This window comes from Bradyrhizobium sp. AZCC 1577 (assembly GCF_036924575.1).
In the GTDB taxonomy this organism is placed as follows: domain Bacteria; phylum Pseudomonadota; class Alphaproteobacteria; order Rhizobiales; family Xanthobacteraceae; genus Bradyrhizobium.
In genome coordinates this window covers 6,016,255-6,029,322 of sequence record NZ_JAZHRQ010000001.1, presented here as the reverse complement: position 1 = coordinate 6,029,322, position 13,068 = coordinate 6,016,255, and the positions used below count along the sequence as shown (strand labels likewise).

Sequence of the window (13,068 nt, the reverse complement as noted above, 5' to 3'; positions counted from 1 at the left end):
GGGAAGCCGCCATTGGCACTACTGGTTCCAAGAACCGTATCAGGTCCTGGTCATCGTGATCTTGACGCCGCGGATCTCGCCCTTGGAGTCGATCTGCACGCTCTGCTTGTTGCCGGTGGTGCGCAGATTCAGGTTGGCTGCAAATCCCGATGCTTCGACAAACACGTCGATCTGGCCACCACCGGCGGTGCCCTGCAGATTGCCGAAGATGTTTCGGCTCTTTTCGCTCCAGTTGCCCGAAATGCGTTCACCCTGGCTGGTGACATCGCTCGAGAGATCGAACTTGTAGCTGTCGCTGGCGCAGTGCAGGTTTTGCTTCAGGCCAAGCCCGTTGGCGTTGACCTTGTAGTCGGCCTTGCAGCGGATGTTCTCGGTGGTGCCGTTGGAGAGCGCGACCGTGCCTGTGCCGCTCCAGTTTCCATCAAAGCCGGCAAACGGGCCGCCCGCCTGCGCATGGCTTTGAGCGATCGACAACATCAGCGCGGCGCCGACGCCGGCCGTTGCAAGAGCCTGACAGAGCAAGCTGGAACCAAACAGTTTCATCGTGAGTCATCCCCTCAAATAGACGTTCTTCGTAAAGATAGGTCTCGCCGCATCGAAGATTTAGTGTTCCCGCAGTATGTTAGGTTCAAATGACCGGGATGCTGTTTCCGGCGGTCGCGGCAGGAAGAAACGCCGCAAGCGACCGAAGGGAATCAAGGCGTTGCATCAGCTCCGTCGGCGCAGCATCTAGCTTCGCGCTAGATCGTCTGCAAGAACCAATTTCCAAGAAAGTGTGGCAGAAATACACTTTAGATATCAGCCGGTTATTTATCGCGCTGAGATCGCCGTAAATTTAGCCGCATTTGCCATGCTTGTCCTGTACACGTTGCTGCGTTACGCGGCACCTGCCATCCAAACAAATCCGCCCGGCGAAGCCGAAACGCAAATCGGGAACGGGATTTCATGCTGCCGAAATGAAGGAATACGATGCGTAAATCTCTCCTGGCCCTCACCTTGTTGTCGATCTCGATTTCTACGAGCGTCTTCGCCCAGCAGCCGCAGCAGCGCAGCGGAACGGCGGAGGAGCAGAAGGCCTGCACCCGTGACGTGCAGAAGCACTGCCGTCCGGTCATCGACCAGGGCGACCTCACGATCCTGGCCTGTCTCAAGGAGAATCGCTCCAAGATCAGCGCGGCCTGCAACACGGTTCTCAAGAACAACGGCCAATAAGGCGCTACGCCCGTCAATCCTCGCGGAAAAAGCCATGTTCGGCTCTATGACGCGCGTCACGGGCGGGGTTAATAAGCCCATATAGCATTGGTTTTGGTAGCGTATTCCCCTATATGGGGCTCGCGATCTCGCATGCGCCGAGCGTCGGCGCATGCCGCCAATCCCGATTGATGTAGCCAGTTTTTGATGACCACCGCGAGCGACCTGCGATCCGGAAAGACCGACCGCGACGAGAATTTTCCTGTCGCGTCGTGGATCATTCATCCGCGTCACCGGGCGCTGATCCTCGCATTCTACAATTTCGTCAGGACTGCCGACGACATCGCCGACCACGCGACCCTTAGCGCGGAAGAAAAGCTGCGCTATCTCGACCTGCTCGAGGCCGAACTGCTCGGCAAGGGCGACACGCAAGCGGAGGCCGTCAATCTGCGCCGTGCCTTGGCCGAGCGCGCGATGGCGCCGCGCCATGCGCTCGACGTGCTGGTCGCGTTCCGGATGGACGTTACCAAGCTGCGCTACGAAAACTGGGACGACGTCATTCATTATTGCCGCTATTCGGCCATGCCGGTCGGTCGTTTCATGCTCGACGTTCATGGCGAGAGCACCTCGACCTGGGCCGCTTCCGACGCGCTGTGCGCGGGCCTACAGATCAACAACCATTTGCAGGACTGCGGCAAGGACTACAAAAACCTCAACCGCGTCTACCTGCCGCGCGATGCGTTGGCAGCAAGCGGGGCCACCGTCGAGATGCTGGGCGAGGGGAAATCGCAGCCGGCGCTGTTGCAATGTCTCCATGCGCTCGCGGTGCGGACTGAAACCCTCCTCAATGGAAGCAGGTCGTTGAGTGTCGCGGTAAAGGATTTTCGGCTCGGACTCGATATTGCAGTGATCCAGGCATTTGCCGACAAGATCGTCGGCATGCTGAAAGTGCGCGATCCGCTCAGCGAGCGCGTGCATTTGAGCAAGCTGGAGTTGCTCGGCCATACCATCGGCGGCATCGCCGGCGAGGTCACCCGCCGCGCGATTGGACGCCGTCCCCAGGCAAACCCGGCGGCCGACGCATGACGTTGCATCCGGCGGCGGCCAACGCAGATTACGGTGCCACCGCGTCCGGCAGCTCGTTCTACGCCGCGATGCGCATCCTGCCGCGCGACCAGCGCGAGGCGATGTTCCAGATCTACAGCTTCTGCCGTCAGGTCGACGACATCGCCGATTCCGACGGCCCGCGACCCGAGCGGCTGGCCGCGCTCCAGCAATGGCGCGACGATATCGATGCGCTGTATCAGGGGCACCCACCGCCGCGTCTGCAGGACTACGCCGCGTCGGTCAAAACCTTCGGTCTCAAGCGCGAGGATTTTCTCGCCGTCGTCGACGGCATGGAGATGGACGTGCCGCAAGACATCCGGGCGCCGGATCTTGCGACCCTCGATCTCTATTGCGACCGCGTCGCCAGCGCCGTCGGGCGACTGTCGGTGCGCGTGTTCGGCCTGCCCGAGGAAGACGGCATACTGCTCGCCCACCACCTCGGGCGCGCGCTGCAGTTGACCAATATCCTGCGCGACATCGATGAAGACGCCGGCCTCGGTCGCCTCTATCTGCCTCGCGAAGGCCTGCTGCTTGCCGGCATCACGACCGACGATCCGCAGCGGGTGATCGTCGATCGCGCATTGCCGAAAGTATGCCTGCCGCTGGCCGAGCGCGCGAAAAAGCATTTCGAGAAAGCCGACGAAATCATGAAACGCAATTCGCGGCGCGTGGTGCGCGCGCCGCGGATCATGTCGAAATATTACCGCGCGATCCTGGACTTGCTGCTGGCCCGGGGCTTTGCCGCCCCGCGCGAGCCGGTCCGCGTCCACAAATGGGCGAAAATCGCCATCCTTCTCCGATACGCGATCATCTGATGCAGAAAAACGTTCATATCATCGGCGCCGGCATTTCCGGCCTTTCAGCGGCCGTGCGGCTCGCCAACGCCAATTACCGGGTGCATGTCCACGAGGCCACCCAGCAGGCCGGCGGCCGTTGCCGGTCCTATTTCGATGGAGCCACCAACCTCACGATCGACAACGGCAATCATTTGCTGTTGTCCGGCAACCGTCATGCGCTGGCCTACGCCAAATCGATCGGCACCGAGACGGGGCTGGTCGGGCCAAAGCTTGCGCAGTTTCCCTTTGTCGACATCTCAACCGGCCAGCGCTGGCAACTCGACCTTGGCGACGGCAAGTTGCCGTTGTGGGTGTTCGACCAGGCGCGCCGCGTGCCCGATACGAAGCTGTTCGATTACCTCGCATTGATGCCGCTGATCTGGGCAGGGGCCGATAAGCTGGTCGGCAATGCGATCCCCTGCAAGGGCACGCTGTACCAGCGGCTGGTGCAGCCGCTGCTGTTGGCCGCGCTCAATGTCGATCCGCCGGAGGGTTCGGCGGGCCTAGCCGGCGCGATTGTGCGGGAAACGCTGCTGGCGGGTGGGCATGCCTGCCGGCCGCTGATCGCGCGCGATGGCCTCAGCGCCGTGCTGGTCGAGCCGGCGATCAAGCGTTTGCAGGACAAGGGCGCCTCGATCCAACTCGGCCATGAGCTGCGCGAACTCGTGATGAAGGGGAGCCATATCGGCGAGCTGAAATTCGTTGGCGACAGCATCGCGCTCGGCCCCGACGACGTCGTGGTACTCGCAGTGCCGCCGCGCCCTGCAGCGGCGCTGCTGCCGGGATTGAAGACGCCGTCGAAATTCCGCGCCATCGTCAACGCGCATTTCCGCTTCGATCCGCCCAAGGATGCGCCGCCGATTCTAGGCGTCGTCGGCGGGCTGGTGGAGTGGCTGTTCGCATTCCCGCAGCGGCTGTCGGTCACCATCAGCAATGGCGACCGGCTCGTCGACATGCCGCGCGAAGAACTCGCGCTGGCGATTTGGCGGGATGTCTGCAAAGCCGCCGGCCTGCCGGGCGAAACTCCATTGCCGCCCTGGCAGATCGTGCGCGAGCGCCGCGCGACCTTCGAGGCGACGCCGGAGCAGAACGCACTGCGGCCGGGGGCGGTGACGTCCTTCAAAAACCTGTTTCTCGCCGGCGACTGGACTGATACCGGATTGCCGGCAACCATCGAGGGATCGGTACGGTCGGGCGATCGCGCCGCCGATCTGGTCCTGGCGAGGCGTTAGGCCTGAGGACGAGTTGCGTGACCGGCTTCACAGAGCCCGTCGCGAACATAGGGATGTATAGCGAAATGCTTGCCATCGACAAAACAAACACCGTCGACCCCGTTGCCCTGGAAAAGAGCATCTCTTCCGCGACCGAGGCGCTGTTCGGTTACCGCCAATCCGACGGACACTGGGTATTCGAGCTGGAAGCCGACAGCACCATCCCTGCCGAATATATCCTGCTGCGCCACTATCTCGCCGAGCCCATCGACAGTGAGCTCGAAGCCAAGATCGCGAACTATCTACGTCGCACCCAAGGCAATCATGGCGGGTGGCCGCTGGTGCAGGATGGCCCGTTCGACATGAGCGCCAGCGTCAAATCCTATTTCGCGCTGAAGATGATTGGCGATTCCGTCGATGCGCCGCATATGGTGCGCGCGCGCGAGGCGATCCGCTCCCGCGGCGGTGCTGCCCGCGTCAACGTTTTCACGCGGTTTCTGCTGGCGTTCTACGGTGTATTGACTTGGCGCGCGGTGCCGGTGCTGCCGGTCGAGATCATGCTGTTGCCGATGTGGTCGCCGTTCCATCTCAACAAGATCTCCTATTGGGCGCGCACCACGATCGTGCCGCTGATGGTGATGGCGGCGTTGAAGCCGCTGGCGAAGAATCCCAAGGGGGTCGGCATCGACGAGTTGTTCCTGCAGGATCCCAAATCGGTCGGGATGAACGCGAAGGCGCCGCATCAAAGCTGGGGCTGGTTCACGCTGTTCAGCGCGCTGGACAAGATCCTGCGCGTGGTCGAACCATTGTTTCCGAAGAAGCTGCGCCAGCGCGCGATCGACGCCGCGCTCGCGTTCACCGAGGAGCGGCTCAACGGCGAAGACGGCATGGGTGCAATCTATCCGCCGATGGCCAACATCGTGATGATGTACGACGCGCTCGGCAAGGGGCCGGATTATCCGTCGCGTGCGGTCACCCGCAAGGGCATCGACAATCTGCTCGTGATCGGCGAGCACGAAGCCTATTGCCAGCCCTGCGTCTCCCCGGTGTGGGACACGGCGCTGACCTGCCACGCGCTTGCCGAGGCCGGCGGCGAGGACACGCTCAAGAAGATGAAGCAGGGTCTCGACTGGCTGAAGCCGCGGCAGGTGCTCGAGCTCAAGGGCGACTGGGCGGCGAAGGCGCCCAACGTTCGTCCGGGCGGCTGGGCGTTCCAGTACAACAACGACTATTATCCCGATCTCGACGACACCGCCGTGGTCGTGATGGCAATGGACCGGGCGCGCCGGCAGACCGGCAGCAAGGAATACGATCAGGCGATTGCGCGCGGCCGCGAGTGGATCGAGGGGCTGCAGAGCCGTGATGGCGGCTGGGCTGCCTTCGACGTCAACAACCTTGAATATTACCTCAACAACATCCCGTTCTCCGATCACGGCGCGCTGCTCGATCCGCCGACCGAGGACGTCACCGCGCGCTGCATCTCAATGCTGGCTCAGCTCGGCGAGACCGCGCAAACCAGCAAGGCGGTCGCGGACGGCATTGCCTATTTGCGCCGCACCCAGCTCGCGGAGGGCTCCTGGTACGGCCGCTGGGGACTGAACTACATCTACGGAACCTGGTCGGTGCTGTGTGCGCTCAATGCCGCCGGCGTGGACCACCAGGACCCCATGATTCGGAAGGCGGCGGACTGGCTGGTTTCGATCCAGAACCGGGATGGCGGCTGGGGCGAGGATGCGGTCAGTTACCGACTCGATTACAAGGGATATGAGCAGGCGCCGTCGACCTCCTCGCAAACGGCATGGGCTTTGCTTGGATTGATGGCGGCCGGCGAGGTGGAACATCCGGCCGTCGTGCGGGGCGTGGAGTACCTAAAAGCCACACAGACGGAGAAAGGACTGTGGGATGAGGCGCGCCACACGGCTACAGGCTTTCCGCGGGTGTTTTACTTGCGGTATCATGGCTACTCGAAGTTCTTTCCGCTCTGGGCGCTGGCGCGGTATCGGAATTTGAGAAGCACCAACAGCAGGGTGGTAGGGGTCGGGATGTGACTTTGGAGGCGGGGGCCGCCGCGATCGTGGACAATTCGGTTGATCGCAATTCGAATGATCCGCGACCGGTTTTGATCGTTACAGGATTGGTGCAGGAAGCCCGCATTGCGGCCGGGCCCGGCATGATCGTCATCTGCAGTTCCAGCGATCCGCAGCAATTGCGCGCACTGCTGGCAACGCTGGATTCTACCACTTTCAGGGGTGTGATCTCGTTCGGCGTCGCCGGCGGGCTCGATCCGTCGCTGAAATCGGGCGATGTGGTGGTGGCGACCGAGGTTCTGGCCGGCGATACCCGGTTTCTGGCAGGCTTGGCGCTGAACGAGGAAATGATTACCCGCGCGGCGCTGCGCCGCCGGCGCGTGGTCCGTGGCATTCTTTCGGGTGTGGAACAGGTGATCGCGGCGACCGCCTGCAAGGCCGCGCTGCATTCGGAGACCGGGGCGGCGGCGGTCGATATGGAAAGCCACATCGCGGCGGCCTATGCGGCCGAGGCCGGGCTTCCGTTCGCGGCGCTGCGGGTCATCTCCGATCCGGCCACCAGGGCGCTTCCGGCGCTCGCCAAGAGCGCCATCAAGCCGAATGGCGACATCGACCTCGGCAAGGTGCTGCGCGGGGTGGCGCGCAATCCCGCCACGCTGCGTGCGCTGGTCTCCACGGGCCTTGATTTCAACCGCGCGCTGCGCTCGCTGCGCGGCTGCCGTGGTTTCCTGCATGGCGAGAGCTTCGCCATGGCGGAGGCCTGAGGCAGGCTTCAGAGTTTTCGAAGGCGTCAAAAAACAAAGGGCCCCGGTTCGCTCAAGAACCGGGGCCCTTTAAGCTTGTTTCCGTGCTCGCTCAGGCGGCGGTGGAGGCCTTCGCCTGCTGTTTGGCGGCGGCAGCAGCCGCCTCGTCGCGGCGGATTTCCGACAGTTTCTTCTGAACCTGTTCGGAGAAGATGTACTGCGCCGGGCGCTGGTTGGAGAGGTCGATCTCGGGCGCCATCGGACCCGAGGTGCGGACGCCCCGCAGCGCGACCCACATCGCCTTGAACGGACTGGTCAGCGCGGCGTTGGCAGCGGTCGGCTCATAGCCGCAATGCGCCATGCAGTCGGCGCACTTCTCGTAACGGCCGGTGCCGTAGGAATCCCAGTCCGTGGTCTCCATCAGCTCCTTGAAGGTCTTGGTATAGCCCTCGCCGAGCAGGTAGCAGGGCTTCTGCCAGCCGAAGATGTTGCGCGCCGGCATGCCCCAAGGCGTGCATTCGTAGGACTGGTTACCGGCCAGGAAGTCGAGGAACAGGCCGGAATGCATGAAATTCCACTTCTTGCCCTTGCCGAGCGCAAAGACGTCGCGGAACAGTTTTTTAGTCTTGGTGCGGTTGAGGAAGTGCTCTTGGTCCGGGGCGCGCTCATAGGCGTAGCCCGGCGACATCGAGACGCCGACACCGAGTTCGGTGGTGAAATCCAGGAACTTCGCGATGTCTTCGGCGGCGTGACCGTCGAAGATGGTCGCATTGACGTTGACGGTGAAGCCGCGCGCTTTCGCGGCCTTGATGGCGGAAACCGCGCGATCGAACACGCCCTTCTGCGACACCGCCTTGTCGTGGTGGTCCTTGAGGCCGTCGAGATGCACCGAGAAGAACAAGTACGGCGAGGGCTCGAACAGATCGAGCTTCTTTTCGAGAAGCAGCGCGTTGGTGCAGAGCGAGACGAACTTCTTGCGCGCCACGAGGCCGCGCACGATCTCGCCAATCTCCTTGTGGATCAGCGGCTCGCCGCCGGGGATTGCCACCATCGGCGCCCCGCATTCGTCGGCCGCATCCCAGCATTCCTGCGCAGTCATGCGGCGGTTGAGGATCGCATCGGGGTAGTCGATCTTGCCGCAGCCTACGCAGGCGAGGTTGCAGCGGAACAACGGCTCCAGCATCAGCACGAGCGGGTAGCGCTTCCGGCCGAGCAGCTTCTGCTTCATCAGATAGCCGCCGATACGCATTTCCTTGAAGAACGGTATTGCCATTTTGGAGATTTTCTTTCTGGACCTGTAAATCTTGAAGTGGATCAACCCGCAGTCAGTTCGGCCGGAAGCCGGAACTCGATATTTTCCTCCCGGCCGGGCAGCACCGAGACCGTGACGGGTCCGATACGCCTCAAAGCCTCGATCACGTCGTCGACCAAAACTTCGGGCGCCGATGCGCCCGCCGTAATGCCGACAGCCTTTGCATCCTTCAACCAATCAGGGTTCAGCTCGCTCCCGTCGGCAATGAGATAACTCGCGACGCCGACCTCGGTGCCGATTTCACGAAGCCTGTTTGAGTTGGAACTATTGGCAGCCCCCACCACCAAGATGACGTCCACCAGCTTACTCAGGTCCCTTACCGCAGATTGGCGGTTCTGTGTCGCATAGCAGATATCCCGGATGTCGGGGCCTTGAATATCTGTAAATTTGGCCTGAAGGGCGGCGATTATGTCTTTTGTGTCGTCCACGCTGAGGGTGGTCTGGGTGATATAGGCCACCGGGGCATCGGTCGGCAGCGGCAGGGCCGCCACGTCATCGACGTTCTGGACCAGGAGAACCGGGCCCGGAACCTGGCCCATGGTACCCTCGACCTCGGGATGGCCGGCATGGCCGATCAGGACCAGGGTCCGGCCCTTGGACATATACCGTTTACCCTGATTATGGACCTTGGTGACCAGCGGGCAGGTGGCATTGAGGACCGGCAGGCCGCGGGCCGCGGCCTCTTCCTCGACGCTTCGGGCCACGCCATGGGCGCTGAACACGGTTACCGCAAGCGGCGGCACCTCCGACAGGTCCTCGACGAAGATCGCGCCCTTGGCCTTCAGGCTCTCGACCACGTATTTGTTGTGCACGATCTCGTGCCGGACATAGACCGGCGGGCCGTATTTCTCGAGCGCACGCTCAACGATTTCGATGGCACGCACGACGCCCGCACAAAATCCGCGAGGCTGCGCTAGATACACTTCCATTGGATGTCCATTACGCAAGTTGCACCAAATACCGAATTCGCAAATTCACCCGAAGGCCTCCGTGCAGCCGATCACACTCCGGATATTTGCAATATCCGCACCATGGCTGGTTCCCGCAGGTAATCCCCATACTAGGCACATGGAAGCGCAGGACTATGTGTCAAAAATTGTGCGGATAGAAAAGGTGGATCGCGCAATGGTTACCGGACGTTGGGTATTTAGATACCGATAAATGCGCTGCCCGGACGGTTGTTCCTACCGGTTCGTCACTTTATCGCCCACCCGGACCGGCTATACCGGCGCCCGAACGCCCGTTCCGGTCTGTTGTGGCGACTTCGCTTGAACCCTCGGCGAAGTAACCAAAACAACATTAGATCGGCTGCGGGAACTCCGCTAGACAGCGGGGCGTTTTCGCCGAGCTCTCCTTTTAGATTTAGAAAGAAACGAAGTGCTGACCAGTGTTGTTGTCGCCGTTGTCAGAACCTGTACGCGGTTTGCCACTCTCGTCGTCATCGTCTCCCTGCTTCTGGCGGTCGGGGGGACCTACTATGCCGCCCGGCATTTCGCCATCAACACCGACATCAATACGCTGATTTCGCCCGACCTCGACTGGCGCAAGCGCGATAATCAGTTCGAGCAGGCCTTTGACCGTGAAAAGCTGATTCTGGCTGTCGTCGAGGCGCCGAGCCCCGAGCTCGCCAGTGCGGCTTCCAAGGCGCTGGCCACGAAGCTGTCCGGCGACACCAAACATTTCGAATCGGTGCAGCCGCTCGGCTCCGGCGAGTTCTTCGAGAAGAACGGGCTGCTGTTCCTGCCGGTGGAAGAAGTCGGCAAGGTCGCCGGCCAGCTCGAAGCCGCAGCGCCCCTGATCGAGATCATGGCCGGCGATCCTTCGATTCGCGGCCTGACCGGCGCGTTGGAAACCGGGCTTGCCGGTGTCAAGCGCGGGCAGGTCAAGCTCGACAATACCGAGCGCCCGTTCAACCTGATCAGCCAGACGGTCGAGGATATCCTGAGCAAGGGGATGGCGACGTTCTCCTGGCGCGAGCTCGTCAGCGACAAGCCTTTGACTGATGCCGACCGCCGCGCCTTCATCGAATTCAAGCCGAAGCTCGATTACAATGCGCTCGAACCCGGCAAGGACGCGACCGACGCGATCCGACGGGCCGCGACCGACCTCGATTTCGCGGGCCAGTACAGCGCCCGCGTCCGGCTGACCGGCCCGGTTCCGATCGCCAACGAGGAATATTCGACCGTGCAGGACGGCGCGATCGTCAACGGCGTCGCAACGGTGCTTATTGTCCTCGTCATTCTCTGGATGGCGCTGCACTCAGCGAAGATCATTTTCGCGGTGTTCGTGAACCTGTTCATCGGCCTGGCGCTGACGACTGCGGTCGGCCTGATGATGGTGGGATCGCTGAACCTGCTGTCGATCGCCTTTGCCGTGCTGTTCGTCGGCCTCGGCGTCGATTTCGGCATTCAATTCAGCGTCCGCTACCGTTCCGAGCGTTTCAAGAACGAAGATCTGGCTCTGGCGCTGGAGAGCGCGGCCCGACGTTCGTCGGTGCCGCTGTCGCTTGCCGCGATGGCGACCGCTGCCGGCTTTCTTTGTTTCCTGCCCACCGACTACAAGGGCATTTCCGAACTCGGCAAGATTGCCGGCGCCGGTATGCTGATCGCGTTCATCTCGAGCATCACGGTGCTGCCAGCCATGCTGAAGCTGCTTCACCCGCCCGGAGAAAGCGAGCCTGTCGGTTACGCGTTCCTGGCGCCGGTCGACGAGTTCCTCGAACGGCACCGCGTCATCATCGTCGCCGGAACGCTGCTGCTCGTGGTGGCGGGCCTGCCGCTGCTCTACTTCATGAAGTTCGACTTCAACCCGATCAACCTGCGCAATCCGAAGGCCGAATCGATCGCGACCTTCCTCGACCTGCGCAAGGATCCCAACACCGGCGCCAACGCCATCAACGTGCTGACCAATTCCGAAGCCGAAGCGAAGAAGATCGAGGCGCGGCTGGAGAAGTTGCCGGAAGTTCTTCGCGTGATGTCGATCGACAGCTTCGTGCCCGAAGACCAGCCAGCCAAGCTCCAGTTGATCGGAAAGGCAGCGAAGGTCGTCGGCCCCGCGCTCAATCCCGACTCGGTCGACGCGGCGCCCACCGATGAGGAGAATGTGGAGGCGCTGAAGAGTTCGGTCGACAGCTTGCGCAGGGCCGCGGGCGACGGCAAGGGGCCGGGCGCGGTTGCCTCGCGAAGGCTGGCGGATGCACTGTCGAAGCTTGCCGGAAGCGATCAGGCGACGCGCGACAAGGCCCAGGACATCTTCGTCACCCCGCTCAAGATCGTGTTCGACCAGCTCAGGAACACGATGCAAGCCGGGCCGGTGACGCTGAAGACGCTGCCGCCGGAACTGTTGAATAGCTGGAAGTCCAAGGACGGGCTGATCCGCGTCGAGGCGCTACCGAAAGGCGATCCCAACGACAACGACAATTTGCGCCGCTTTGCCGATGCGGTGCTGGCTGCCGAGCCGAACGCGATCGGCGGACCGGTGTCGATCCTCAAATCCGGCGACACCATCGTGAAGGCGTTCATTCACGCCGGCATCTGGGCGCTGGTGGTGATCAGCCTGTTGTTGTGGCTAACGCTGCGGCGCGTCACCGACGTGCTGATGACGATGGTGCCGCTATTGGTGGCCGGCGCGGTGACGCTGGAGCTCTGCGTGCTGATCGAACTGCCACTCAACTTCGCCAACATCGTAGCATTGCCGCTGCTGCTCGGCGTCGGCGTCGCCTTCAAGATCTATTACGTCGTGGCCTGGCGCGAGGGCAGAAATAACCTGCTGCAGTCGAGCCTGACACGCGCGATCTTTTTCTCCGCGCTGACGACTGCGACCGCTTTCGGAAGCTTGTGGCTATCCAGTCATCCCGGCACCGCCAGCATGGGAAAACTGCTGGCGCTGTCGTTTGTCATCACGCTTGCTGCGGTGTTGCTGTTCCAGCCGGCGCTAATGGGCAAACCGCGCGATGTCGGGCAATAAGCAGATGTCGCCGATATCGCCGGACTGGGCGGCCGCCTGTTTCTGACCGGGCGCGGCCTTCGGCGCGGGCGCAGGATTTACCGCACCCGTGGTCTTCGGCGGCGCCGGCGGGGCGGCCGGCGCTGCGGTCTTGGGCGCTGCGCCGGATGCACCCTTCGGTGCGCCCTTGGCCATGCTGTTGGTGGGGCTTAAGGGGATCGGCGGACCGACACGGGTCCAGGTTTCGCCGCCGCAGAGGAAGCCGAGCACGCAGCCTTGAATCTCAAGCTGGTCGGTCCCGACCGGCTTGATGGTCGCACTGTAGTTTTGTCCGTCCTTGGCGTTATAGACCTCACCCTCCCACGCATCGACGCCGGACTTCTTCTTCATGTCGATCAGGATTGGCATGCCCAAAGTCGGCCGGCTCTGCTTAGAGGCATCCGGATTGTTCTTGTCCTTGCCGCCCGGCATCCTTTCCCAGGCAACGACGCCCCACATGTTGCCGTTGCATTGGGCGACGCGAATGTTGGCAACACCGTCGGCCACTTTCCAGTCACCGGTGGGATCGGCGGCCAGCGCCGCATTAAGACCTGTGGCTAAAATGATTCCCGAATAAACTATTGTGCGCGCGACAGTTCTTAGGCAGTGCAACATGGTTCGAACCTGTGTTTAAGTAGATGATCCAAGCGAGAGGTC

General features: G+C 62.2%; 11 protein-coding genes. 7 read left to right on the top strand and 4 right to left on the bottom strand.

The genetic code is table 11. The annotated features are described in order from the left end of the window. Positions 1–39 precede the first annotated feature (39 nt). A complete protein-coding gene (locus V1278_RS28685) occupies positions 40–543 on the bottom strand; it encodes a hypothetical protein (RefSeq protein WP_334367819.1) in 504 nt (167 codons plus the stop codon). Positions 544–969: 426 nt separating this feature from the next. On the opposite strand from V1278_RS28685, the gene V1278_RS28680 reads away from it, so the two are divergent. From V1278_RS28680 to V1278_RS28655, 6 genes are all read left to right on the top strand, one after another. Next, positions 970–1,212 (top strand): hypothetical protein, encoded by a 243-nt coding sequence (locus V1278_RS28680; protein ID WP_334367820.1) that lies wholly within the window; start codon positions 970–972, stop codon positions 1,210–1,212. A gap of 186 nt (positions 1,213–1,398) precedes the next feature. Next, complete coding sequence (gene hpnC, locus V1278_RS28675; RefSeq protein WP_334367821.1) at positions 1,399–2,277, top strand: squalene synthase HpnC; 879 nt, start codon at positions 1,399–1,401, stop codon at positions 2,275–2,277. Continuing rightward, positions 2,274–3,113 (top strand): presqualene diphosphate synthase HpnD, encoded by an 840-nt coding sequence (gene hpnD, locus V1278_RS28670; protein WP_334367822.1) that lies wholly within the window; start codon positions 2,274–2,276, stop codon positions 3,111–3,113. The genes hpnC and hpnD overlap by 4 nt, the downstream gene beginning before the upstream one ends. Further along, complete coding sequence (gene hpnE, locus V1278_RS28665; protein WP_334383004.1) at positions 3,113–4,366, top strand: hydroxysqualene dehydroxylase HpnE; 1,254 nt, start codon at positions 3,113–3,115, stop codon at positions 4,364–4,366. Before hpnD ends, hpnE begins: the two co-directional genes overlap by 1 nt. A gap of 65 nt (positions 4,367–4,431) precedes the next feature. Then, on the top strand, positions 4,432–6,393 hold the full coding sequence (gene shc, locus V1278_RS28660; RefSeq protein ID WP_334383003.1) for a squalene--hopene cyclase: 1,962 nt from the start codon (positions 4,432–4,434) through the stop codon (positions 6,391–6,393). A gap of 26 nt (positions 6,394–6,419) precedes the next feature. Then, the gene (locus V1278_RS28655; RefSeq protein WP_334369224.1) at positions 6,420–7,136 is read left to right on the top strand and encodes a phosphorylase; all 717 of its coding nucleotides are present in this window, start codon (positions 6,420–6,422) and stop codon (positions 7,134–7,136) included. A gap of 91 nt (positions 7,137–7,227) precedes the next feature. Here the strand turns inward: V1278_RS28655 and hpnH are convergent, their stop codons facing one another. Both hpnH and ispH read right to left on the bottom strand, forming a co-directional pair. After that, complete coding sequence (hpnH, locus tag V1278_RS28650) at positions 7,228–8,388, bottom strand: adenosyl-hopene transferase HpnH (RefSeq protein ID WP_334367825.1); 1,161 nt, start codon at positions 8,386–8,388, stop codon at positions 7,228–7,230. Positions 8,389–8,429: 41 nt separating this feature from the next. After that, positions 8,430–9,356, bottom strand: coding sequence for a 4-hydroxy-3-methylbut-2-enyl diphosphate reductase (gene ispH, locus V1278_RS28645; protein ID WP_057848041.1), 927 nt, complete (start codon positions 9,354–9,356; stop codon positions 8,430–8,432). A gap of 448 nt (positions 9,357–9,804) precedes the next feature. Between ispH and V1278_RS28640 the strand changes: the two genes are divergently transcribed. Continuing rightward, on the top strand, positions 9,805–12,393 hold the full coding sequence (locus tag V1278_RS28640) for an MMPL family transporter (protein ID WP_334383002.1): 2,589 nt from the start codon (positions 9,805–9,807) through the stop codon (positions 12,391–12,393). Here the strand turns inward: V1278_RS28640 and V1278_RS28635 are convergent. Further along, the gene (locus V1278_RS28635) at positions 12,361–13,026 is read right to left on the bottom strand and encodes a DUF2147 domain-containing protein (RefSeq protein WP_334383001.1); all 666 of its coding nucleotides are present in this window, start codon (positions 13,024–13,026) and stop codon (positions 12,361–12,363) included. The genes V1278_RS28640 and V1278_RS28635 overlap by 33 nt on opposite strands. Positions 13,027–13,068: the final 42 nt, after the last annotated feature.